This window comes from Virgibacillus salarius (assembly GCF_039521925.1).
Classification (GTDB): domain Bacteria; phylum Bacillota; class Bacilli; order Bacillales; family Amphibacillaceae; genus Virgibacillus; species Virgibacillus salarius.
In genome coordinates this window covers 1-25335 of the sequence record NZ_BAAACY010000112.1, presented here as the reverse complement: position 1 = coordinate 25335, position 25335 = coordinate 1, and the positions used below count along the sequence as shown (strand labels likewise).

The 25335-nt window shown below is 37.1% G+C and carries 25 protein-coding genes; 3 read left to right on the top strand and 22 right to left on the bottom strand.

Features of this window, described 5'->3' with window-relative positions; translation table 11 throughout:
- Positions 1-141 precede the first annotated feature (141 nt).
- Positions 142-912, bottom strand: a complete 771-nt coding sequence (locus ABDZ84_RS14770; RefSeq protein ID WP_121604272.1) for a TatD family hydrolase — start codon at positions 910-912, stop codon at positions 142-144.
- Positions 913-1242: 330 nt separating this feature from the next.
- Positions 1243-3201, bottom strand: a complete 1959-nt coding sequence (gene metG, locus ABDZ84_RS14765) for a methionine--tRNA ligase (RefSeq protein ID WP_281949700.1) — start codon at positions 3199-3201, stop codon at positions 1243-1245.
- Positions 3202-3613: 412 nt separating this feature from the next.
- On the opposite strand from metG, the gene abrB reads away from it, so the two are divergent.
- Positions 3614-3892: a transition state genes transcriptional regulator AbrB gene (gene abrB / locus ABDZ84_RS14760; RefSeq protein WP_026680165.1), complete on the top strand. Its 279-nt coding sequence runs from the start codon at positions 3614-3616 to the stop codon at positions 3890-3892.
- A 67-nt stretch (positions 3893-3959) separates the two neighbouring features.
- Here abrB and rsmI read toward each other — a convergent pair whose 3' ends face one another.
- From rsmI to ABDZ84_RS14680, 16 genes are all read right to left on the bottom strand, one after another.
- Entirely contained in the window at positions 3960-4832 is an 873-nt protein-coding gene (rsmI, locus tag ABDZ84_RS14755) for a 16S rRNA (cytidine(1402)-2'-O)-methyltransferase (protein ID WP_121604270.1), read from the bottom strand.
- Positions 4810-5103 (bottom strand): GIY-YIG nuclease family protein, encoded by a 294-nt coding sequence (locus tag ABDZ84_RS14750; protein WP_026680163.1) that lies wholly within the window; start codon positions 5101-5103, stop codon positions 4810-4812. Before ABDZ84_RS14750 ends, rsmI begins: the two co-directional genes overlap by 23 nt.
- The gene (locus tag ABDZ84_RS14745; protein ID WP_121604269.1) at positions 5096-5836 is read right to left on the bottom strand and encodes a tRNA1(Val) (adenine(37)-N6)-methyltransferase; all 741 of its coding nucleotides are present in this window, start codon (positions 5834-5836) and stop codon (positions 5096-5098) included. Before ABDZ84_RS14745 ends, ABDZ84_RS14750 begins: the two co-directional genes overlap by 8 nt.
- A gap of 79 nt (positions 5837-5915) precedes the next feature.
- A complete protein-coding gene (gene yabA, locus ABDZ84_RS14740; RefSeq protein WP_026680161.1) occupies positions 5916-6266 on the bottom strand; it encodes a DNA replication initiation control protein YabA in 351 nt (116 codons plus the stop codon).
- 13 nt (positions 6267-6279) lie between these two features.
- Positions 6280-7104, bottom strand: coding sequence for a PSP1 domain-containing protein (locus ABDZ84_RS14735; protein WP_026680160.1), 825 nt, complete (start codon positions 7102-7104; stop codon positions 6280-6282).
- Positions 7105-7110: 6 nt separating this feature from the next.
- The gene (gene holB / locus ABDZ84_RS14730) at positions 7111-8100 is read right to left on the bottom strand and encodes a DNA polymerase III subunit delta' (RefSeq protein WP_026680159.1); all 990 of its coding nucleotides are present in this window, start codon (positions 8098-8100) and stop codon (positions 7111-7113) included.
- A 32-nt stretch (positions 8101-8132) separates the two neighbouring features.
- A complete protein-coding gene (locus ABDZ84_RS14725) occupies positions 8133-8567 on the bottom strand; it encodes a YaaR family protein (protein WP_281949703.1) in 435 nt (144 codons plus the stop codon).
- A 251-nt stretch (positions 8568-8818) separates the two neighbouring features.
- Positions 8819-9148 carry a cyclic-di-AMP receptor gene (locus ABDZ84_RS14720; RefSeq protein WP_026680157.1) on the bottom strand — a complete coding sequence of 110 codons (330 nt, stop codon included), beginning with the start codon at positions 9146-9148 and terminating at the stop codon, positions 8819-8821.
- A gap of 28 nt (positions 9149-9176) precedes the next feature.
- A complete protein-coding gene (tmk, locus tag ABDZ84_RS14715) occupies positions 9177-9803 on the bottom strand; it encodes a dTMP kinase (RefSeq protein ID WP_026680156.1) in 627 nt (208 codons plus the stop codon).
- Entirely contained in the window at positions 9800-11236 is a 1437-nt protein-coding gene (locus ABDZ84_RS14710; protein WP_026680155.1) for an aminotransferase class I/II-fold pyridoxal phosphate-dependent enzyme, read from the bottom strand. The genes tmk and ABDZ84_RS14710 overlap by 4 nt, the downstream gene beginning before the upstream one ends.
- A 418-nt stretch (positions 11237-11654) precedes the next feature.
- Positions 11655-11846 carry a sigma factor G inhibitor Gin gene (locus tag ABDZ84_RS14705; RefSeq protein ID WP_026680154.1) on the bottom strand — a complete coding sequence of 64 codons (192 nt, stop codon included), beginning with the start codon at positions 11844-11846 and terminating at the stop codon, positions 11655-11657.
- 110 nt (positions 11847-11956) lie between these two features.
- On the bottom strand, positions 11957-12223 hold the full coding sequence (locus ABDZ84_RS14700; RefSeq protein ID WP_026680153.1) for a pro-sigmaK processing inhibitor BofA family protein: 267 nt from the start codon (positions 12221-12223) through the stop codon (positions 11957-11959).
- 568 nt (positions 12224-12791) lie between these two features.
- A complete protein-coding gene (locus ABDZ84_RS14695; RefSeq protein ID WP_343782043.1) occupies positions 12792-13307 on the bottom strand; it encodes a hypothetical protein in 516 nt (171 codons plus the stop codon).
- A 19-nt stretch (positions 13308-13326) separates the two neighbouring features.
- Entirely contained in the window at positions 13327-13995 is a 669-nt protein-coding gene (locus tag ABDZ84_RS14690) for a hypothetical protein (RefSeq protein WP_026680151.1), read from the bottom strand.
- A gap of 15 nt (positions 13996-14010) precedes the next feature.
- Positions 14011-14574, bottom strand: a complete 564-nt coding sequence (locus ABDZ84_RS14685) for a signal peptidase I (protein WP_343782041.1) — start codon at positions 14572-14574, stop codon at positions 14011-14013.
- A 175-nt stretch (positions 14575-14749) separates the two neighbouring features.
- On the bottom strand, positions 14750-18901 hold the full coding sequence (locus ABDZ84_RS14680; RefSeq protein WP_343782039.1) for a S8 family serine peptidase: 4152 nt from the start codon (positions 18899-18901) through the stop codon (positions 14750-14752).
- A gap of 424 nt (positions 18902-19325) precedes the next feature.
- Between ABDZ84_RS14680 and ABDZ84_RS14675 the strand changes: the two genes are divergently transcribed.
- Positions 19326-20573, top strand: coding sequence for a helix-turn-helix domain-containing protein (locus ABDZ84_RS14675; RefSeq protein WP_026680149.1), 1248 nt, complete (start codon positions 19326-19328; stop codon positions 20571-20573).
- 272 nt (positions 20574-20845) lie between these two features.
- Here ABDZ84_RS14675 and ABDZ84_RS14670 read toward each other — a convergent pair whose 3' ends face one another.
- The 4 genes from ABDZ84_RS14670 to dnaX are packed head-to-tail and all read right to left on the bottom strand — an operon-like array spanning position 20846 to position 23729.
- Positions 20846-21061 (bottom strand): YaaL family protein, encoded by a 216-nt coding sequence (locus tag ABDZ84_RS14670; protein ID WP_026680148.1) that lies wholly within the window; start codon positions 21059-21061, stop codon positions 20846-20848.
- A 15-nt stretch (positions 21062-21076) separates the two neighbouring features.
- A complete protein-coding gene (gene recR / locus ABDZ84_RS14665; protein WP_026680147.1) occupies positions 21077-21673 on the bottom strand; it encodes a recombination mediator RecR in 597 nt (198 codons plus the stop codon).
- A gap of 17 nt (positions 21674-21690) precedes the next feature.
- Entirely contained in the window at positions 21691-22005 is a 315-nt protein-coding gene (locus ABDZ84_RS14660) for a YbaB/EbfC family nucleoid-associated protein (protein WP_026680146.1), read from the bottom strand.
- A gap of 35 nt (positions 22006-22040) precedes the next feature.
- Entirely contained in the window at positions 22041-23729 is a 1689-nt protein-coding gene (gene dnaX, locus ABDZ84_RS14655) for a DNA polymerase III subunit gamma/tau (RefSeq protein WP_166530501.1), read from the bottom strand.
- 651 nt (positions 23730-24380) lie between these two features.
- On the opposite strand from dnaX, the gene ABDZ84_RS14650 reads away from it, so the two are divergent.
- Positions 24381-24947 (top strand): beta-class carbonic anhydrase, encoded by a 567-nt coding sequence (locus ABDZ84_RS14650; protein ID WP_166530502.1) that lies wholly within the window; start codon positions 24381-24383, stop codon positions 24945-24947.
- The last annotated feature ends 388 nt before the right edge of the window (positions 24948-25335 follow it).

Sequence of the window (25335 nt, the reverse complement as noted above, 5' to 3'; positions counted from 1 at the left end):
AGTACAATGAAAGCATTGGTACAACTGGTTTTTCGCCATCTTTTAATTATCAATAAAAAAAAGGTTAGCTTAAATGCTAACCTTTTTTTATACCGTTTTTTTCCTATTTTTTAACAAAATATTTTTCTTATTTTACAACCGTCATAATTTTATCCCGAAGAGAGAAATAGCGTTTTTTGTCGTGTTTTCACTAATTTCTTCCAAGGTTAAACCTCGCAGCTCAGCTATTTTTTCTGCTACTAATTTAACATAGGAAGGCTCATTTCTTTTACCTCTATTTGGATGTGGAGCTAAAAAAGGTGCATCCGTTTCAACCAACAGTCGGTCTAATGGCACCTGTACCGCTACTTCCTTTGGCTCTATTGCATTTTTGAATGTTACTGGACCTCCAAGAGAGATGTAAAAGTTCATATCCAGACAGGCTTGTACATATTTTGCTGAATCATTATAGCAATGCATAATACCGCCAATAGATGCTGCACCTTCTTCTTGAAGAATTTCAATAACATCTTCGGTCGCCTCACGATTATGAATAATGATTGGCATATTTAATTTCTTCGCCAACCGTATTTGTTTACGAAAAACGTCTTTTTGTACATCCTTCGGTGACTTGTCCCAATGATAGTCTAATCCCATCTCTCCGATAGCTACAACCTTTGGATGAGCAGAAAATTCCTCAATCCAGTTTAATTCTTCATCCGTCATATCTATAGCATCCACCGGGTGCCAGCCTACAGCCGCATAAATGGTTTCATATTGTTCTGCAATTTCGATAGCTAACGGGATCGTTTCCCGATCAAAACCGACTACCACCATATAGTTTACGCCGGTATCAAAAGCACGCTGAATTGTTTCATCGCGATCTTCAAAGAAATCCCTCGCATTTAAATGAACATGTGTATCAAATAACAAACCACTTCACTCCTTAAACACAAAGCTCAAACGCTATGTCATATATTTCACCTGTTTATCTTCAAATAAGCTTGGACAGACCGAAGCAAATAAAATTACTTTACTATATGACAAAATAAAACTTCCTTATGCTTAGAAAGGAGCTGTCCCAAAAGCCAGCTCCCTACTTATTCAAACCGAATATACTTCACTTTCCCTACAAGGTTCAACATGTCATGAACAAATTTACTCATAGCTAATGCCTTTCATACGAACCCCATTTCAACTAGAGTCATGTACTTTAAAAATTTAAAAATTGACGAACCTTACAAGCAGCCCGTTTTCCTATTTTTATTTCACGACAGATCCATTCGGCAGTGATTCTTCTACAGATGCTAAAACGAGCTTACCATGTTCATCTTCCCCACAAAGAATCATACCTTCTGATTTTTCGCCTCTTAGTTTTACAGGTTTTAAATTCGTTACACAGATTACTTTTTTACCTGGTAATTCATGTGGTTGATAGTACTGTGCAATACCCGAAACAACTTGCCGTTTCTCCGCTCCAAGATCTAATTGAAGCTTCAATAACTTATCAGCCTTCTTGACAGGCTCTGCTTTTATTACCTCTGCCACTCGCATGTCTATCTTCATAAAGTCATCAAAGGTAATTTCTTGTGTACTTTTGGTTTCTTCCTTCGTAGCTTTTTCCTTAACCTGTGCAGGATTTTGCATCATTGCTTTAATAGTTTGTACTTCTTTATCTACATCCAAGCGAGGAAAGATTGGCTTTCCTTTTTGAACTTTAGTACCTACACTAATTTGCCCTTCACGATAAATGCTATCCCATTCCTTTAATGCCGCTTCTGTGACATGGAGCTGTCGGAAGATTTCTGTAGGTGCGTCTGTTAAGAACGGCTGTAGCATAACTGCAATTTTTCTAAGATATTCAGCTAGATGGGCCATTACATTACCCAATCGTTCCTTCTGATCCTCATGTTTAGCTAATACCCACGGTTCTGTTTCATCAATATATTTATTTGTTCTACTAATTAACTGCCAAAGGGAGGATAGTGCTACAGAGAACTGCATATTCTCCATCGCTTCTTCTACTTTCTGAATCGTTTCTTTTCCAAATGCTTCAAGTGAAGCCTCAATCTCTGTTTCACTTGCTTGATATAACGGAATCTGACCATCAAAGTATTTATTAATCATAGCAACAGTACGGTTTAATAGATTGCCTAGATCATTAGCCAAATCGTAGTTAGTACGTTCTACAAATCCTTCAGGTGTAAATACACCATCTGATCCAAATGGAACTTCGCGAAGCAAATAATAGCGAAGTGCATCAAGGCCGTACTTATCTGTTAGTTGTACAGGATCAACAACGTTCCCTTTAGATTTTGACATTTTTCCATCTTTCATCAGTATCCAACCATGCGCAAAAACCTTCTTCGGCAAGGGAAGATCTAATGCCATTAACATAATTGGCCAATATATCGTGTGAAAACGAACAATTTCCTTACTCATTAAATGAACATCTGCTGGCCAGAACTTTTGATATTTACTATCATCGTCTGTACCATAACCTAAAGCTGTAATATAGTTAGTTAAAGCATCAATCCATACATATATCACATGCTTTGGATCACCGGGAACTTTAATACCCCAGTCAAAAGTGGTACGAGATACTGCTAAATCTTCAAGCCCTGGTTTTATAAAGTTATTCAGCATTTCATTTTTACGACTTTCTGGCTGAATAAACGTTGGATTATCCTCATAGAACTGCACAAGTCGATCGACATATTTGCTCATCTTGAAGAAATAGGATTCTTCTTTTACTTTTTCAACTGGACCGCCACAATCTGGACAATGCCCATCTTCCAACTGTCTCTCTGTAAAGAAGGACTCACAAGATGTACAATACCAGCCTTCGTATTGATCTAAATAAATATCCCCCTGTTTAACAAGCTGATCAAATATTTTGGACACTACTTTTTTATGACGCTCTTCCGTCGTCCGAATAAAATCATCATTTGATATTTTAAGTTTCTTCCATAAATCTTTAATACCACTTACAATGTCATCAACGTACGCTTGTGGAGTTACACCCTTTTCTGTAGCCTTTTTTTGGATTTTTTGACCGTGCTCATCCGTACCTGTTAAATACATTACATCATAGCCACGCATCCGCTTATACCTAGCAATTGCATCGCCAGCAACCGTAGAATACGCATGACCAATATGCAAATTCCCACTAGGGTAATAAATCGGTGTTGTTATATAAAACGTTTTTTTGTTATTTGGCATTCCCATTACCTCCTAAATCCACCAGCATCCTTTATTAAAACTATATACTATTGTAGCTTTTATCCGTTATTTTGCCAAATAGAGTGCAATGTCATCATGTTTTGTAAGAGAAACATAGAAAAACATCGAATTTTGTCGAAAAATATTAGATTGTTTATTTGCTTTTTTCAGATTTATACCTTATTTTAACCAATTAAGTAAAAGACAAAACCTGATATAATAGTATTTATACAGGTATTTCAAATTATTAAATTTTCAGGTAAATATTTATTGACAGAAAAAAGAAACACTGGTATTCTATTGCATAGAGTGATGTCGAAATATGACGATTTTTTTGCTTTACAAATTTTAAGGAAGAACGAAAGCCCTTGCTGACAATTGGCTCGTTTTTCTAACCTTAGGGGGAAAGAAATTGAAATCTACCGGAATTGTACGTAAAGTGGATGAGCTTGGCCGTGTTGTCATCCCAATGGAACTTCGTCGTACGCTTGAAATTCAGGAAAAAGATGCGATGGAAATCTACGTGGAAAATGACAAAATTATCCTTAAGAAGTACAAACCAAACATGACTTGTCATCTTACTGGAGAGGTTTCCGATGATAATCTCTCTTTAGCAAACGGCAAACTTGTCCTCAGCCCAGAAGGTGCACAAGAGCTGGTTAAAGAGATAGAAGCAAGATTTAATAAATAGTAAGATTATTGTCTCAAAAAGGTCTGACGCCTGTTCTACACGTTAGACCTTTTTTTATAGCAACAAATTAATCCTCGATATGATAGGCTTGATACACTTCACGTTTCGGAAGCTTTCGCTCTTTTGCAACTAGCTTTATTGCTTCTTTGCTAGGCATGTCTTTCTCATCTATATAGTAATCTACATGTTCAACAATAGTATAGCCATCCCACCATAATGAAGTTTCTTGAATTAACTGGTCTGTTCCATCAATAACCATACAAAATTCGCCTTTAAGCTCTATGTCTTTTGTATAGGTGATGACCTCATTCAGTGTACCTCGAATATATTCTTCAAACCGTTTAGATAGCTCCCGTGCTAGGACCACACGGCGATTACCAAGTACAGACTTGGCAGCCTTTAATGTCTCCTTTATACGATAAGGTGACTCATAAAATAATAAAGAGGCCTGTATCCGTTGTAATCTCTCTAGTTCTGCCTCCTTGTCTTTCTTTTTACGGGGTAAGAAACCATAAAAATAAAATTCATTTGCTGGTAAACCAGAACCGATCAGCGCACATAATGCTGCATTTGCTCCAGGCAGTACTACTACAGAAAATTCTTGCTCAATCGCCGCTTGAATTAACTCATGACCAGGATCGGATATCGCAGGCATTCCTGCATCACTTACAATAGCAATTGATTCATCGTTTTCCAATCGCCGTAACAGTTGTTCCTCTCTTGCCAGCTTATTGTGCTCATGATAACTAATTAACGGTGTTGAGATGTCAAAATGGTTCAATAGTTTTTTAGAATTTCGTGTATCCTCTGCTGCGATAATTGACACTGAGCGCAGTATATTTAATGCACGGAACGTAATATCCTCTAAGTTACCAATAGGGGTCGGAACAATGTATAATTTCCCTTTTTTTTCGTTATCAAAGCTTTGTTGAATGTTCATATTTTATCACTTCTTTCAAGGCTGCTCGAATAAGTTGTAATTTTTCCTTGCGAGTTAATTGTTTAATGGTATACTCTTTCTTCATTGCTTTTTCTTTACTGGAAAAGCGCTCGATATAAACAACTTGAAACGGACCTCTTCCACGGGTATATTTTGCACCCTTTCCTTCATTATGCATTTTCAGCCGGTTTTCCAAATTGTTTGTGTAACCTGTATATAATGAGTTATCTTTACATTTCAGAATATAGACCGTATGTTCATGTTCAGGCATATATAATCTCCTCTGCCTCTTCTGTATACGTACCATCCTCATTGTATACATATAAAGGTGGCAAGATTTTTAAATCTGGCTTCCCATCTCTAATTGCTTCAATTAATAGCATATTTGCATCTTTCCCTTTTTTGGGGTAAACAAATTGAATACGCTTTGGCTCGAGCTTGTACTTACGAAATAGGCTAATAATATCAATAAGCCTGCCTGGTCGATGTACCATAGATACCTTCCCTCCTGGACGAACATGCAGCTTACATGCCTTCACAACGTCCTCTAGACTACAGAAAACTTCGTGTCTGGCAATTGTTAAATATTCATTTTGGTTATGTTCAGTAGCTGACGGGGTCGGAAAATAAGGTGGGTTACAGGTGACTACATCAAAACTACTTTGACCTATTATCGGTTGCATGCATTTTAAATCTCCATGCAGTATCTTTATTTGCTCACGTAAGTTATTCAAGTCGATATTCCTTTTCGCCATCTGGTAAATACGTTCTTGAATCTCCACACCTGTTATGTTACTTTTACTCCTTCTCGACAGTAATAATGGAATAACACCATTGCCTGTGCAGAGATCAAGTATGGCTCCTCTTTTTTTCGGAATATAAGCAAAGTTTGCAAGTAGTACTGCATCCAAAGAGAAAGAGAATGCAGAAGGACTTTGAATAATTTTCATGCTGTTATCAGCCAGTAAATAATCTAAACGCTCATCATCGTATAATTCAACCATATGTATGTCCTTTCTCGTAAGCAAAAAGTAGTCAACTGTAATAAAGGCTGTCCCGAAATCGAGACAGCCATACATTGCATTATTTCGTTTTATTCAGAAAGTCCAGACAAAAAATACAGTCTTCATTTCGTCTCGGACTACCGAATTCCAAGTTACAAATATGAAAGCCTTCTTCATACAATCTAGCTAGGTTATCATAACCTTCACCAGGAAAGCTCTTATTCACTTCTGCTTTGTTGTCAGATGTTTCCTCTTCATCTTCTTTTGAATGATCTAAGTGATTACGCAAATTGTGGTTCTCCATGGCAAGTCGATGATTTTCTTCCAATAAATCACTTAATTTGCCTTTAAGATCACCTAACTGCTCATATAATTCACCAATTTGCTTTTCCATATCTGATACCTGATCAAAAATTTGCCTGTTTTTCACGCTACTCACCCCGTTATTCTGTGGCTTGCGCTAAAATTCCTTCATCTATTAGTTCATCTAAAGTATATTCGATTACTCGTTCTTTTTCAGGGATTTCGATTTGGATGAGTCGTTCCAAGATGTTTAACCCTACAACCTTGCCTTTACCATAAGGTGTTTCTATCGTTTTCCCAATATCCGGCAATTCCCGTTTCGCTGTCTCATAATCATCATTTTCGTATTTTAAACAGCACATCAGTCTGCCACATAGACCTGAAATTTTTGCCGGATTTAGGGATAAATTCTGATCCTTTGCCATTTTAATTGAAACGGGTTCAAAATCTCCTAAAAAAGTAGAACAGCAAAGCATTCTACCACACGGTCCGATACCGCCAAGCATCTTCGCTTCATCCCGTACCCCAATTTGACGTAGTTCTATACGTGTTTTAAACATAGCAGCCAGATCTTTTACTAAATTTCTAAAATCAACTCTTCCGTCTGCTGTAAAATAAAATATTATTTTATTTCTGTCAAATGTATATTCCACTTCTACTAGATTCATATCCAAGTCATGCTCTTTAATCTTATCCATGCAGGCTTGAAAGGCCTTTTCTGCGCGTTCTTGATTTTCTAAAACGGTTAACTTATCCTTATCCGTTGCAATACGAATCACTTTCTTAAGTGGTAGAACAACATCTTCCTCGTCAACCTTTTTATTGGTAAGAACAACCTTGCCAAATTCGATTCCACGAATTGTCTCTACAATAACATAACTATCTAGTGAAATGGTAGCTTCCCCTGGATCAAAATAATATATTTTACCCGCCTTTTTAAAACGGACACCAATTACCTCTATCATTCCTTATCACCTCTGTATTTGAAGTGTTAGCTGTTCCATCACTAAGGTCGGATGGACATTTTGCTTCAATTTTCGCTTTGCTTGTAAAATAGCTTGTAAGACTGCTACTAATTGATTCTGAGAAAAGCGCCTTGCTGCCAATTCAAGCAATTCATCAGAAGGGGCGAAAAACACTATCCCAGCTTCATTTTCTATATGGTAATAAAGAATATCTTTCATTGCGATAAGCAAGAGATCCAATCCTTCTTCTTGCTCATTTCTATCTTTGAAATGAGTCACCCAATGCTGATGAATAAATAAGAATATATCTTCTGGATTGGTCGAAAGTACTTCTATTAATTGTACCACTATCTTTCTTGCAGAGGCAAACCACTCATCGTTAATTCTAGTAAAAGCATCATCTATACGATTCGTTAGAGTACTCATCAAAACAGCATTTCTCTCATGCATTCCTTCTTCAATGAGTTGTTTTTGCAACATCGTTGGATGAAGAGGCCTTAAGTCAATAACCTGACATCTTGAACGAATAGTCGGCAAGATAGCTTGACTGTTATCTGTTAGCATAATAGCAGTTGTTCGCTTACTAGGCTCTTCCAAAAATTTAAGAATACGATTAGCAGCATTTACTGTTAGCGTATCTGCACCTTTAATGATATATACCTTTTTATTAGATTCTAGACCCGAATAGGTAAATTCCTTTTGTAAATTCCTTATTTGATCGATCTTAATTGATTGTCCATCTGGTTCAATCCAATGAACATCTGGGTGATTCCCTGAGGTAATACGTTTACAAGCATTACACGTTTGACAAGGTTCATTTACAGCATTAGTTTCACAAAATATGCCTTTGGCAATTAATAAAGCGATTGCTTCTTTGCCGGTCCCTCTTTCTCCTTGAAGTAAATACGCATGAGAAATGCGGTCTTTTTTCATACTGTTTGTTATTATTTTACTTGCCAACGGTTGTACTTCTGCAACCTCAGACCATGTTTCCATATGTATCCCCTTCAATAATCTATCTTAAGATTCTACGTATATATGTTAACTAATAAACCTTTTATCTCTCCAATTAAACCAAGTATGTCTACCGTCTTTTTCTCTTGATTCATAATTTCCTCTGTTAATTCTACTAGTTTTTCATCTATTTGCTTTACTAGCATTAACTTACGATTTTGACGATCCATGCCAAAACTATGTGATTTTTGCAAATCTAATCCACTATACACAGCTTCCTGCAAAAATCCTTTCACCAAGCGTTTGAATTTAGCAAGGTCACGAAATGTTCGAAAACGTGCCAGCTTGTCTCCCTGCATGGTAATGCTTTTCATGAGTACTTGTAATTCCTGCTGCTTCAAATTCAAAACCTGGGACTGTAGCGTTTTCTGAAAAGACCTGTTGTCCTCATTCGTCGTTCTGGTATATTTAGTTTCCGGTTGTGTTCTTAAATCCTGGCTAATTTTCATCTGCTCAGTCCCTTTTTCAAGTAAATGAACTTCATAAGTAAACGTGTTATTTCCATGAAATCACCGAATAATGCTATAAGGCGGTTTCGATGATTGCTTAATTGGAACAAACAGCGGCTACTCTACACGAAGCGTGTTCAAGCTAGACATAGCAAGGAGGTCACATAGCCCCCTTGGAAATCAGTATACCAATATTCACAGACAGATTGTTCGGATTTCAACTAGTTGGAGTAATTTTTCTTTACACCATATTAAAATTGAAAAAACGATTCGATTGGCAATATAAATACAGTGGCTCCGCCTACTTCAACTTTGACTGGCTTTGGTATATAGGAATCTGCATTCCCACCCATTGGCGAAATAGGGGCAACCATTTGTTCTCGATGAGAGCAATTATCTTTAATAATATCTAACGCCTCATCAACATACTCATCCTCACAACCAATCATTAAAGTTGTGTTTCCTTCTTTTAAAAATCCACCAGTAGTAGCGAGTTTGGTTGTTTTAAAATTCTCTTCACCTAAAGCATCAACTAAGCGATTAGAATCTTTATCCTGTACCACTGCGATCAATAACTTCATTCTTGCCAGCTCCTTTATTTTTCATTAGTTAAGTCAATAAAGAAATAATACGATCGTAAGCATCTTTTTCAACCATTTCTATCGTTTGGTCTGCATTAATTGTTTGAATTCGTGCAGGGAATCTTTCTGCAAGTATATGATACGCTTTATAGACTTGTTCATGGAACTCTAGATTTTCTAAATCTAATCGATTCTGTTCTCTATCTTTATTCGCCGCTATTCGTTGTAGTCCTTTTTTCGGTTTAATGTCAAAGAACAATGTCATGTCCGGCATACAATCTCCAATAGCAAACTGATTGATTGCAAATACCTCATCCATCCCTAATCCTCTTGCATACCCTTGATAAACCAGGCTACTATCAATAAAGCGATCGCATAGCACTATTTTACCCTGCTTTAATGCAGGTAACACCTTTTCAACTAGATGCTGACTTCTTGCGGCTGCATATAACAAAGCTTCTGTATGCTCTTCCATTTCTGTATGCATCGGATCAAGAATAATGGTTCGAATCTTCTCAGCAATTTCAATACCTCCAGGTTCACGTGTTGCTAGCACTTCGAACCCATGATCACTTAGCTTCTTTCTTAAAGAATGGAGAATCGAGGTTTTACCAGCACCCTCGCCACCTTCAAATGTAATAAATTGTCCACTCACGTATCTTCTTCTCCTTCTTTTATACCTGTAAAAACATGGATGCCATCTGTATGACGTTGCTGCATACGAATACCCTGTTTGCGTAATTGGTTAATGGCTTCTATATGTAATGTTGTAATTTTTTCTCCTTTAAGAATTAATGCAATACCTGGCGGATATGGAATTACCGCTTCTGCTGCGACATGTCCTACTGCCTCATTAAAAGGCATGTAAACGGTATGCAGATTTTGCATCAATGGATAGGACAAAGCTAATTCCTGTATTCGCTTCGGAAAAAAGCTTTGTACTTTTATTGTATCATGCTTGGCACTATTTTTTAATTGATCCTTCACGCTTTTTACAGCTTTTTTCAAGCGCTTTTCCCAAGGAAATGGTGCCAACCCGTGAATAAATAGTAGTTGATTATGTGTCACTAACTCTGGGTATATTTGTTCGAATTCAAAGTGTTTTGCTACTTCATTTGCTGCAATACCTTCATTCATCTGAAGTGTTATTTTCAAAGGGTCATCACTTGGCACAATTCTCCAATAGCTCGAATCATCAAAAATAGTTTTGACCTTATCAACACTAGCTAGAACCTTTTTAATAGCTACTTGTTTAAAGTCTGCCAAAAAGGCGCGAGCAATATCCAACGATGCCATAATTGGATATGATGGGCTACTGGATTGAATAATTTGTAAAAAATGTGCGACACGATGCTTCGAAACAATAGCTGAATTCAAGTGAAGATATGCACCCATTGTTAAAGCCGGAGCCATCTTGTGGGCAGACTGTACAACGATATCCGCACCAAGAGCTATTGCAGACTCTGGAAATGGAGTACCCAATGAAAAGTGAACACCGTGGGCTTCATCAATAAGGACGGGAATATGATATGAATGAATAAGATCGATCATTTTTTTTAGATTGAATGTTTTGCCAAAATAATCCGGATAAGTAAGCACTACTGCTTTCGCCTGTGGATAAAGTGCTAACGCTTCCTGTAACGTCGATATACTCGGGCTCGTATATCGATCTACTATCTCATTATATTCTGGAGCAATAAACACTGGTTTTGCACCACTTAATTCCAAAGCATTCATAATCGATTTATGACAATTGCGTTGCACAATAATTGTATCATTTGCTGTACAAGTTGCTAGGACCATCGCTAGATTACCAGTCGTACTTCCACCAACAAGGAAAAATGTATGATCAGCTTGAAAATAATCGCCTGCCAGTTGTTCAGCATTTGCAATTGCACCCTCGGGGGCGTGCAAATCATCTAGGCCAGGTAGCTCCGTTACGTCAAGCCTTAATAAGGATGAATAATAATCCTTTGCGAAGGAAGGAAATATCTCACCATTTTTATGACCAGGTACATGAAAAGAAACGGGTTGATTCAGTTGAAATTGTTGTAATGTAGAAAATAATGGGGTTAGCTTTTGATTCATTCTTTTATCTCTCCAAGCATGTTACTTCTTTACATATCTCTTATCTTATCATAGCAATACCGTCTTTTCATTTAGTCATTGCCAACCCTTCATGGCTTCTTATAAAAATAGGATGAGAAAAAAGTAATGAAGAAACAACAAAAAACAAACGATAATTATTTTAAATTAATTATCATTCGTTTTTTGATTAAAATCATTCATTTAGCACCTGAAATATGCGAGACTCCGGCGGGAACAGCACGAGTTCGAAAATCCACTTGGTAACGTGTCTTTCTTTACCAAGTTAGCTGAGTCCGTGCCCACGGCGTGCCCACAGAAAGAGCGTATATTTTCATGGTGCGGCGATGATAGTCCTATTAATAAACCTGATCATTCGTATTTTAAGTAATGAAGTTGTGTTTTGTCCGAGCCTCTTGATCTAGGAATATAGTTTTGGTTTATTAATATTTTTTAATTTTTGCAGATAATAGTTGTACTTCGCTTCTCTGGGCTCTGTGTGTATCATATTATGCTCACATTCAGAACAAATAAATAACGTGTACAAATGAATACCTGTCTCCTTTTCTTCCTCACAAATGCCACAGCGCTCATATGTCATATTCTGTTTCATTTCCCCACCTCCGTTACAAATTAGTATCTCCTAATCTAACGGATTCTATACAGGCAATCTTTGAAACTTTTTGTAAGAAATAGATAACAAAAACGTACCTCCATATCCTTTTACGTAATAATAAACAAATGAATAGCTGATAAAGAAGCTAGTCCAAATATACCGAGAAAGCCTGCGATAATTGCAGTAAATACATTAATCGGAATATGCAACCCAATAGCTCCACCGAATACATTAATAAAAAAGAGAAATAAGATGCCTATCCCTAATTTCACCGTAGTATGTCCAATAAAGCGCATTGGTTTGATTGGCGCGCCAACAAGTAATAAAATAATAATTAATGCTACCATTATTGAAATAACTAGTGTAGAACTCATACCGATCAACCCCTCTCCCTTGTCCTTTTATATTACATATGCAGGACAAAGGAGAATAAGAACAACCTAACATCGAAAAAGCCCAACACCATCTGTTTTCTCTGGTAGAAATATCGAAGGTTTACTAAAGAAAGCGGAAGCATGATGCGGTTAGTATGGGTGGCAAAACTATTACACGTGTGAAGCATTAATGGAGGCGATTATAGCTTACATCCAATTTTATAATATCTACGAAGCGGAGAATAAAATATTTCATTCCAAAAAACGAACAACTAGAAATGATGTCCGTGAACGAAGCTTCTCCGGAAATATACTTTGCTTTCCTCCCGCAGGATAAGGAACGCTTCGATAGCGATACATCACATATAGAAAAAGCGCTCCTTTTTCAAGGAGTTTACGTATATTTCCGGAGAGGTTAGAGTAGTGTATTTTCCTTCATTAGAATAAACCGTTTTAGTTATGTCCCAATCCTAAAGCAGCCGCCTAACGTGACCATGCATCGTTCACCCTTAAATTATGTTTCAAGGCTCCCTTATCTAAAATACTTGTCTCTCCCTAAAAGTCTTTTTTACTGTTCATGCAAATCAGATGCTTGTTTATCTGGTGTTTGCACTTGGTTCTTCACCTGTTTCTCTATCTCTATATCTACAGATCTATTTACAGCAGTTTTTTTCAATAGAGATGGTTGGAGTGGAACAACAATAAATTCATCAATAAACCGATTAAATCCTATTAATTGAAAACGCAATTCGTTTGCTTCACAAGATACCTTTCGTTCAAACACTTCAGAGAATACTTCTTCAGGAGCTAGATAAATAGACCTTTCATCTATCTCTATTGGAATTGCCACATCAGAGATATTCTTTATCTTCATTTCTATCCATATTACACAGTCTGTGTCATAGGATAATACAGTAGCGTCAACATCCAAAAGATCCTCTGTAGTAGCATGGACGACCTTCCCCTGTGATTGGGATTCAGTTATAAACCATGCCTTTGTCGTAGATGTAGCTATACTAGATCCTACCAAATATACAAACAAGCAGCATAAAAGCAATTGAAAAGCTTTCTTCTTGTATATCACAAGTTGTCACCCCTACGAATTATTGCTCGTATGCTGCACCGTCATCTGTTTGTTTACCAATCACACGAAAGGTAGCATCGTATTGCGCTCCCTGATATTCATTACCTGCACTCTCATCAAGTTTGATAGCTATCATAATATCAATATATTGGCCTTCATCTAGCTGCCAAAACGAATCCTCTTCACCCTCTCCAAATACAATCTCTCCAGAATTTCCCCCGTTTAATAGTTCCCCAGAAAACTCCACACCTTCAGCTGTGTTCGCAGCAGTAAAAGTCCGCTCATTTGTTTCCCCATTAAAAAGGTTTTCTAATTGAATTTTTGATTCTTCATAGGTATCTTGGTCCGGCGTAACCGTGTATTTCATAGCCATATATCCTACCTCATATGCATCTAAGGATGCCTTGTCAATGGAATGGGAATAAGTCGCCCTCAGAAACGTGTCTAAATCACCCGTATTCTCGATCGTCACCCAATTCCCATATTCAAGCTGGGAAGGGGCAAATTTAACCCCAGAAAAAATTGGCGTTTCTATATTGCTATTATCATTTATTTGCAACACTCCGTTTTCCATGTCCCCGTGAGCCTCTGTTTCTGAAGTGAACCACGCGTATGTTCCTAAACCAGTTGATGCTACCAATACTCCGGCAAAGGTTGTACCTAATAGTGCTTTCTTCCATTTTTTCATAAATATCCTCCTTAGCTACAATTCATTTTTTTGATTCGTTGCATCTTCGTTTGTCGTTCGCGATATTCGCTCATATACCTCTAAACAAATGTATCCAGTAAATGGGAGAACAATAAGTAGAATAAACCCAACTGGGCCACTTATAAATTTAGCAATATATCCTGCATATGGAATGGTGGCTACCTGTTTACCCATGACCTTATTTGCAGTTACCATTGACTCATCAATCACATTATTATTGTCTCCCTTAGTAACAAACTGGATATTGCCTTGATGGGAAACTACTTCATTTACTCTGTGTGTAACATACTGATTTGTACCTTTCTTAAACGTAATCACGTCATTTTCCTGAATCTCTGCTGGAGCTAATCTTTTTACAATGACCATATCGCCAGTCTCGAAAGTCGGATTCATACTATTAGATAATACAGAGAAAGGCTGATATCCAAACAATGAAGGAGGCTGTTTAGGATATAGCAACAATTGAACCACCATATATAAAACGATAATAATTAGTAAGGTAAGTAAAGTACGTATCATTATTTTCCATGCTTTCCTGAATCCGTTGTTAATTTCCATCCCCCTCACTCCCATAATGTTTTTAAGAGAAGCTGTCTCTCGAGACAGCTCTCTTACTAAACAACTGGTATACGCTTTGCCCCGAGGTAACGGTCTCACCAAAGGTCTTATCAAGGTTGCTCTTTAATGAATATTCCAATTGCTGTACGATACGCATCGTTTAAGACTGCTTATTTTACTTGTTTGGCTCTAGACCTAAGGATTTTAGAAAATCATTTAATCCTTTATTGCCTAGTTTTTCTAGTGGTCTTTTATTACCTGGTGCATCAAATCCAATTTCTAAAAAGTTCTTCTCTATAAATCGGATGTCTGCTTCATCCACTACCCCGTCCTTATTAACATCTGCTTTATCATTTTCTTTTCCATAATGGGCAACAACTCGCATCACGTCGTGGATGTCAACCACTTTATCTCCATTGCTATCTCCAGCAAGATTCATCTCAGGATAAACACGCTTCGATTGCCCAATTAGTTCACCATTTTTTTCTATTCCTACCTCTGCCTCCAACACGTTATTTAAATGACCTGGAACATCTACATAAACCTTATATTTTTCTTCCGTCACAGGTAAGCCCTTGATGGTAAAGCTTCCTTGCTCCGTAATAGTACCCGTATATTTCTTGCCGTTTTGCGATTTTGCGTATACCTTTACTCCGATTTCGTTATAATCTTTTCGTAATAAAAATCCATCTTCATGAAGAAAAGCTTCTGGTTTAATAAATCCAGTGATCGTCGAATGTTTTGGAATAATGGTATACTTATCATGAGAAAAAACAGGAATGATTGTCTGTTCTGTTTCCCCAGCTTGTTTATAGCTAAAATCAGCAACAGACAAGCTTGCCAAACCACTATAATAATGGTCATCTGTCAATTTAAACGTGACATCAAGAAACTTCATATCCCCATCAATACCGGAAAAACCATTTCCTTCTACCGAAGCTCCTACCTTTACAAAGTCTGTCCAATAGTCTTCCCTAAAGGTTGGTTCATCTAATTCAACGCTCCATCCATTTTCATTTGCATGTTCCGCAAATGCCTCATTTACTTGGACATTTTCAAACGAATAAAGATCATTCGCATATTCAACCTCAAATTCGCCAGACATTAGTGCTTGAACATTTTTTAAGCTCAATGTCACTGTAAATGTGTCACCTTTTCTTATTTCTTCTTCATCGTAGTTCGTAATTCCATATGCCGTACCATCCTCCACAAATGTATACCTCGTTTTATTCATAAAATTAGCATTCGTGGCTAAATCAACTGGTAACAACTCTAGATTTACTGGTCCATTTTCTAGCTCTTCTGGTAATAAACCAAATTTCATATCCCCATTCGCCTCTACAGGAATCTTGCCTGGGAACGGTGAATTCTGATAATAAGCTACGATATTTTCCGACTGATCATACTCTAGTCCTTTGGAATTGAGTACATCAATCGTAGAATCATAGACATTTGTATGAACCCATAGCGCATGATAACCATCTTCATCGGTATACATCGATTCATCCACTTCATGTACACCAGGCTCAAGATCGTTAAATGTTATTTCTGGCGGTGTATTATCGACAACAGTGACATTTTGTACCGTGTACGTTTCTCCGTTTTCATCATGACCAATCACTTCTAGGATATAATCATCTTCTGGTAGCTTCATTCTTTCTTTAGCTATTGGGTTTTCAGGGTCATTGGTAAATGGAAATACCGTCCCCATAAATGCTTGTAATATATAATACTCTCGATCAACATCCATATTGCTGCTATCTAACGTACCAACTAACCCGATTGGCTCATTTGTTTCTCCATCTTTTACAATTACATCCATTGTTTCCATCGGGCTCTTAATCTTTAAAGCCATATTAATAAATGGAATTAAAAATGGATGGAATGTCCATTCATTGGGAACTGCTTCTCGATCTAAATCAACATAATCAATCCCTTTATCGGTAACGCGAATAGCAAACGGTACTTGGAAAGCCTCTTCACTTTGTTCATTTTCAATATGAATATAACCTTCAAATGTGCCGTACGATGCATTATCTGGAACTTCAATAGTTGCATCTATATTTCCTGACTGTTCAGCTCCTATAGTTAGCGATTCCGGTATATTTACTGCAATTCCTTCGTTGTCTCCTTTTAGGAATTCAACATTTACGGCATACGTTTTCTCCTCCGTTGAGCGATTCTCAATTCGAAGGGCTTTCTTTTTTTCTAGCCCCTGACCTTTTTCAAGATAGTAACTACCATAACCAATGGATCCTGTAACTTCATCGATCATGATAGACTCTTCACCATCTATCATCTCTGTTTGATCAAGGACTTTAATTGCTGTCTTAGCATGAACGGCATCATAAGCATTAATACGTCCTGCCCCTACTTCATAAACAGAATAATCCTCTTTTAAATCAACAGATGTATTCATTAAAGCTGCTTTCACTTCAAACGGACTGTAATCTGGATGGGTTTGTAAGATAAGTGCTGCTGATGCTGCAACATGTGGCGAAGCCATCGAAGTACCTTGAATCCGAGCATATGCTAAATCATAGTTATTACTTTCCGGATCATTAACATAGGAAGGGTACGTAGAGAAAATGGCTACTCCAGGCGCCACGACATCTGGCTTAATATCATAATTTTGTGCTGCAGGTCCTCTTGAACTAAAATCTGCTAAATGATCGCCTTCTGAATTCGTATTTGTTAGTTCACCAAACACCAGCAAAAGATCCTCTGAAAGCGCTTCTTTGAGAGCTTGTCCATCTCGATTAGATAAACGGAATGCTGGGAGATATGCTGTACTTTCTCCAATATAATAAGGAATTTGTCCTTCTTCATGATTAAATACAATGACAGCTTCAGCGCCTGCATCCTTTGCATTCTTAACTTTTTCGTCAAACGTAATCTCACCACGCTCAATTAGAGCAATTTTCCCTTCTACATTAATCTTTGAAAAATCCTCTGCATACCCTAGGCCTGCATCTACTACAGATAAAGATTGACCTCGGAGCGCTTCAAGGTCGTCTGTAAAATTCTTGGCAAGCAGTTGCAAATCTGTTAATACAATATCTCCTGCTGTAGCATCGAATGTTGGTATTGCCTGTGACACATCGCTAGCTCCAACAGAAATTGGAAGCGCTGCCGCTCCTGGTGATCCTACCGTTTTTTCTCCCGGTCCAGCATTACCTGCAGCCACTACCGTTACTACATCTGATAATACGGCATTATTAACAGCTACAGATGTCGGAGACAACGGATCATTTGTACCAGATCCTAATGAGAGATTAATAACATCCATTTCATCCTTGACAGCTTTATCAATCCCCGCGATGACTCCATTAGTAGATCCCGAACCATAAGGTCCTAACACACGATAATTATATAAATCTACTTGGGGAGCTACACCTTTAACTGCATAATCAACATCATTACTTTTCGTACCGGCAATTGTGCCAGAAACGTGTGTGCCATGTGAGGTGTAGTAGCTTATCCCATTAATAAATTCCGCTTCTCCTGACTTCTGCCAGTCCTCATACGTAGTCTCCATCGGATCCGCATCATTATCTACATAATCCCAACCCTTAACCTGATCTGGATCAATATCAGCAGGGTCTTCCCCTACTGTAAAACGGTAACCATCATAGGCATTTGTTAAATCAGGATGATTATAATCTATTCCTGTATCAATTACCCCAACTTGTATTCCTTCCCCTTTTATTCCTTCTTCATGTAATTGATCTACCCCAATTTGCGGAACACTATCAGCCATTTTGGGTTCTATTTTGTTTTGATCTATGATTGGAAGATCTAGGTTAACGGTTTCATCCTTCCATACCCGTTTAACAACACCTGTTTGAATTAAATCTTTTACCTTGTTTCCAGGTAATGTCATCGCCACACCGTTTATCGCATGTCGATACTCATAAGTAATAGCTGGTTCATTAGCAGCTTTTGTTTTCTTCATCTTTTGTAAGGATTCTTTAAATTGTTTATGTGATGCTTCTACCTTGTCTGATGCTTGAGTTAACGTCACCTTGCTACGTGACTTCATCGCTTTCGCCTTTGCTACCTCTACTTTTGCTGGATCCTGCTTAAATTCAACAATAACCTGTACAGGCTCTGACGTTTCTACATTAATATCTGGATGAATAGTAAAACCTTGATTTGCCTCTAATTCATGGATGGCTTTGCGCTCTTCTGCTGATAAGTCACTTAATACCTCTTTTATTTCCTTCCCCTTAGCTGAGGCGGCAAATGGGTATACAGGAACTAGGGACATGAGCAGTAATATAATAGATAAATAAACAGTGAGCCATTGCAATCTACGTTTTAGCATGACCTATTTTCTCCTCTCTTTCCTTTTGAATTAGATTTGTAATACTTCCCTCCTTTTTGCATTTGTAACTGCAAGTACAAATCCGTTCTTATTCCATATGTTATATTCACATCACAATACTGTAAATTGGGGTAATTCTTTCATTTCTGAATATTTAAAATAGAACTTTTGCATTACTATTACTCCCTTGGGGTATTAACAAGGTTGCGAGGATATTAATAAAAACCTATCTTGCTAGGCATTAGCTTGGTGTAACACCTTTACGAATGAAAAAAATTCGCATCAAAAGCACTATTAATAATTACCCCAAGTTAGCTATAATTGGTATAAAGTTAGCTATTTATATCGGAAGTTCTATTAATCCTCGTACAAAATAATGATAAAAATTATGTAATGAAGATCTCTTTAAAAGGGGGCCGCATCGATGTATGAAGGAAAGATTATTAAATTTTACAGAGAAAAAGCTAAAATCACCCAGGAACAGCTTGGGCAAGGCATTTGCTCTGTAACACATATTAGTAAAATAGAAAGAGGATTAACGGAATATTCACCAGAAATCACGATGTTATTAGCTCAAAAACTAAGTATTAATTTAGAAGAAGAAGCAGCTAGTTTAAAAAATGTAAAAAAGAAGCTTGACCAATGGAAAGAAATGATAATTTCCCAAGATTATAGCAGTGCGACTACCGTTTATCATGAATTTCAAACAAACGAAATGATTGCTATTTCAGGATATCACCTCTACTATTTACTCTTAAAGGCCATCTATTATTTAAAGCAAAATAGTGTGGATAATGCTGTAGAGTTAATCGACTTTCTGGATAAAAAACGGAATAAGCTCAATAACTATGAAGAGAACCTCTTGCAACATGTAAAAGGTATCTACTATATGACGATTGATGAGCATCTTAAATCTATCGATCTACTAAAAAGTATTAATTTTGATATGTATTCCAATGCTATGGTCTATTATGATTTGGCAGCAGCTTATCATCATATCCATTCTCCCGTATTAGCATATTACTATGGGGAAAAAGCGTTGAATGCCTATAAGCAAAGAAATTATTTTCTTGGGGTTATTGATACGGAAAACCTTATGTTAATTGAAGTAGAGTCCGGCCAGCATCGAAATTTTAAGGAAACGAAGGAGCAATACGATGAATTAATTCGGCTTTGTGATCTATGTAACTCTCCAGAAAAGAAAGCTAAAATTCTACATAATTATGCCTACGAACACTTAAAGAGAAAGAAATACCGTGAAGCTGGTAAACTATATAAAGCGTCCATGGATTTAAAGCAACAGAAATCAAATATTTATTTATTATCATTAGAAGGGTATGTACGTTGTGGTAATGAAGGAGGATTTATTGCAAAAGAAGCATTACTAGCTTTAGTAGAAGAAGGCTTAGCAGTAGCTACAGAAATAGGAGATCCCTTATATCAGCATGTATTCTGGCTACATTATTATACGATTCTTGACCTAGAAGAAAAATATTATTTCTATCTTACAAAAAAAGCATTACCTTATTTTAAAGAGCATGGTTTTTTTGTAACCATGCAACGCTATGAAAGGGAATTATTTAATTATTATCTGAAAAATAATCAGCTACAAAAAGCAGTTGAAACTGCAGATTATATTATTAATAAAGACGAGAGCACTTTGTTAGTTTAGATTTAGCCAATTCTATTCATAGGTTAGGGATAACTGAATGAGTAAGTTATGCGATGGTTAGCTTCAGTTATTCCCTAACGACAGCAATCCTATCCCTTTGCTTTGTTTCTCGTCAGTTCAAGTGTAAAGAATATAGGAGCCTGCGTGTTTTATTATGCTTAATTTTTTCAAAGCTCAACATATATAATCGAGCCAAAAAGACAAGTGCATCCATGCCTTGTCTTTGAAGTATACGTATCAATTAATATAGTAGTTTATGAAAAAACCTTCAATTAATGATAGTTTGCTCGTAAATTACGATGCCTTGCCTCTCGTAGTAAGAATAAATATTTCGCTTGTGCAAAAGCCTCCCAATGATATCCATCACTTGTCGATTCAATGCTTCTAGAAACCATTGACTCGATTTGCTTCCTCTCTTTCTCCAAACGAATCATCGTATCTAACAACTCACCGTCAACATCTTTTCTCGTTATCTTTTTCTTTGCCATGTATTCACCTAATTCCTACAGATCTCTTCTACCTTCTAATGCCTTCGATAGGGTTACTTCATCTGCATATTCCAAATCTCCCCCTACTGGTAAACCATGAGCAATTCTTGTTGTTCGAATTCCAGATGGTTTTACAAGTCGGGATATATACATTGCAGTTGCTTCACCTTCGATATTAGGATTTGTAGCCAATATTAACTCCTCAACTTCTTCATCCTTTAGTCGATTAATTAAATCGGGAACGTTAATATCCTCTGGTCCAATCCCATCCATAGGGGAAATCGCTCCATGTAATACATGGTATTTCCCATGGAATTCCTTCATTTTTTCCATGGCAATAACGTCCTTCGGATCCTGTACAACACAGATAATCGATTGGTCACGGGAAGTATCCTGACAAATAGAACATGGATCTTGATCCGTAATGTGGCCACAGGTGGAGCAATGTGTTAGCTCTCGCTTTGCATTGACCAATGAATTGGCAAATTCCAAGACATCGTCTTCTTTCATATTTAACACAAAGAATGCCAGGCGGACAGCCGTTTTTGGCCCGATTCCAGGCAATTTTGTAAAGCTATCAATCAATTTAGAAATTGGTTCTGGATAATACATCTACGCGCCTCCTAGAATTAGAACATTCCAGGCATGTTTAACCCTTTCGTGAATTGTCCCATTGTATCATTCGTTTTATCATCAATTTGTTTTAATACATCATTCGTAGCAGTCAAGATTAAGTCCTGTAGCATTTCAGCATCATCAGGATCAATAACCTCCTCTTTGATTTGAATATCTGTTATTTCTTTTTTGCCGTTGGCGTATACTGTAACCATTCCACCGCCAGCTGATGCTTCGAATGTCATTTCATGTAATTCATCCTGTGCCTTCATCATTTTCTTTTGCATTTTTTGCATTTGCTTCATCATATTACCCATATTTCCCTTCATGGAAAATTCCTCCTTTAATTCGTATAATGCTTCGATTAATCATGTATTTCCAATACGTCATCACCAAAAAGCTTTCTTGCTTCCTCAACTAATGGATCTGCAGTTTGTTCCGCTTTTGGTTCCGATTTCTCTTGACTTGATAAATACTCTGTTCGTAAATCTGTCCAATCCTTTTCTGGAATTGGGATAATCGTTAATGATTTTCCTAGTACATTGGAGAGTATCGATTCTACTGTCTCCCGATTATCTAAGAACAGAGAACAGTGTATTTCATATTTAAATGCAACGACAAGCGCTTGATCCGATGCTGCTGCTGGCTTACTATCTTGGATAGTAGCATGAGCGGGAGCATTAGCTTTCTTTAAATTTGCTAAAAAGGTAGCCCATTGAGAATGAACTTCCTTCAATGCTGGCTTCTCCGCTTGTTTAAGTACCTCGCGAATTCGCTCATATGGGATCTTATAACTGTTCTTCGATGATCTGGATGGTGCTCTTCTAGATTCACGTTGTGGTGCAGGTTGTGCACTAACAACAGGGTTTTCCTTTAATAAGCTCAATTCCTTTTCAAGCTGACCAATTTTTGCAGTTAACTCTGCAATTGCATCAGATTCTACCACTTGTTCTGAACGTCCTTGTTCCACATTAGCGTTTGTGATGGACAAGATGGCAATCTCAATATACACTTTCGGGCTATTCGTCCACTTGATTTCCTGCTGGCATTGATTTAATTGTGTCATTGCTTCCTGAACCCAAGCATTGGATACGTGATTAGCTAAATGCTTAAAACTTTCGTCAGCGCGTGCACGCTCTAGCATTCCTTCAAGTGTTGGCGCACCCTTGTATAGTAACAAATCGCGTAGAAAGTAGATCATATCATAAACAAATCGAGCTGGATCTTTTCCTCCCTGGAGCAGTTCATCCAACTGCATTAACGCTTGTTGTACATCTTTTTCATACATGGACTGGACAATTTTCATTAAAGTTTGTTGCGATACACCACCGGTAACCGCTAAAACATCCTCCAGTTCAACCGTATCCTCACTATAGGAAATAGCCTGGTCAAGAATACTTAGTGCATCACGCATTCCACCTTCAGCAGCTAAAGCAACCGTATCTAGTGCTTCTTTTGAAACGGATATTCCTTCTGCTTCTATAATGGTTTGCATTCGCTCGACGATAGCCTGATTAGAAATTGGCTTAAAATCAAACCGTTGGCACCTTGATAGTATCGTTAATGGAATCTTATGTGGTTCTGTTGTAGCTAAGATAAAGACAACATGCTTTGGAGGTTCTTCCAGTGTCTTTAACAATGCGTTAAATGCATTTACCGATATCATGTGTACCTCATCAATGATATATACCTTATAAGGTACCACACTAGATGCATATTTTACTTTATCTCTAATTTCTCGGACATCATCAACGCTTGTATTAGATGCAGCATCAATTTCGATAACATCGGAAATGGACCCATCCTGAATGCCACGGCATGCCGCACATTCATTACAAGGTTCTTTTACCGGCGAACGCTCGCAGTTAATCGTTTTGGCAAAAATTTTCGCAGCACTTGTTTTCCCTGTCCCACGTGGTCCGGAAAACAAATAGGCATGAGAGAATTTTTCTTGTACAATCGCATTCTGCAAAGTTCGTGTAATATGGGTTTGCCCAACCACATCTGCAAAATTCGTTGGTCGCCAAACCCGATATAAAGCTTGATAGCTCATGATACAATTCTCCTTTAAAATCTCCTTCTAATTATACTCTATTTAAGGGGGGAATGTGAACCATAGCGATAAAACAAATGGAAAAAAGAGATGAATAAAAATAATATTTCTGGTTTTAAAAATATAGGCCATTTAGAGTAAAAAATACGAGGAAAGAACAAAAGATTTACTAAAAGTGCAATAGAATTCATACACAAAACAAAAAAGTTACGGACTCAAATCAAATACGCCTGAAGATTTAAATACATTTTTTGGAAAATATTGAAAAACGATAGGATCAAGGTAAAAGTTAAATTTATTTACATGTTTGTATCTAATTGTTTGACTATTTATATGAAGCTTTCTTTTTAGCATGAAGTATACCCCAAAATAAAGTAAAAGAGCAATAAGTAAAACATCCATAATGGCAATTGAATTAGCCTCCTCTATTGACTTGCAATGACATTTTCACTTTCTCCATTCAATGAAACATCTATAAAACGATGCCTCTTTGTAAGATTATTATTTTAACATAATTAAGAAATTACATATGTTGATAATTTTCAGTTTGTTTTTAATAATGATATATATCTAGTAATTCCACCTAAATTATGTCTTCTTGTAATTTTTCCTTTATAATGGATAGAGATTATTAAAAAGAGGAGCTTGATCATGAGTTTATTAGAAGAGATTTTAACCTATAATAAAGAATTTGTTGACAATAAGGAATATGAAAAATATCAGCGCAATAAACTCCCAAACAAACGAGCCTTAATTCTTTCTTGTATGGATACTCGACTCGTCGAGCTATTGCCAAAGTCCATGAATATAGCGAATGGCGATGCGAAAATTATTAAAACTGCCGGAGCACTTGTATCCCATCCTTTTGGTAGCATCATGCGAAGTATTCTCGTTGGAGTGTATGAACTTGAAGTAGATGAGGTTTGTGTGATTGGCCATTATGATTGTGGGATGGCCGGTGTAGAGGCTGATCGAACAGTTGAAAAAATGAAAACTCGTGGAATTAGTCAAGAAAAACTAGATACACTTCACCATTCAGGTGTTGATTTCAAACATTTTTTACGAGGTTTTGATAGTGTCGAGGATAGTGTGAAGCATAGTGTTTCTACGATTAAGAACCATCCGCTTATGCCAGAAAGCGTACCAGTCCATGGCTTAGTCATCGATCCAAATACAGGTAAACTCGATCTAGTTGTAGACGGTTATCCAAAATCATGACATGACCCATCCATAAGGGACTGTCTCATAAGGTACATGAAGACACAGCAACCGGAATATACGAGACTCCTGTGCAAGAACAATGGTGTGAAGCCTGAAATGTTGGGGTTTATACGCAAGAAGAGGCTGAATCACTGCCCACGGAAAAGGAGTTTATTCCCGTTGACTAGGAACAGGGGGCTGGGACAAAACCCAGTAACTAAAAAAAGTGGTACGCCAATTTAGGGCGTATCACTTTTTTTACTTTTTTCAATATTTATATACGCAAAAAGGATACCTTCTGATAAAGTTAAAGTAACTACACAAAAACTTAGAAAAGAGGTATCCCTTATGTTTAAACATTATACCATGAATCAAGTCGTTTTGCCTTTAGATTTTGAAATGAAAT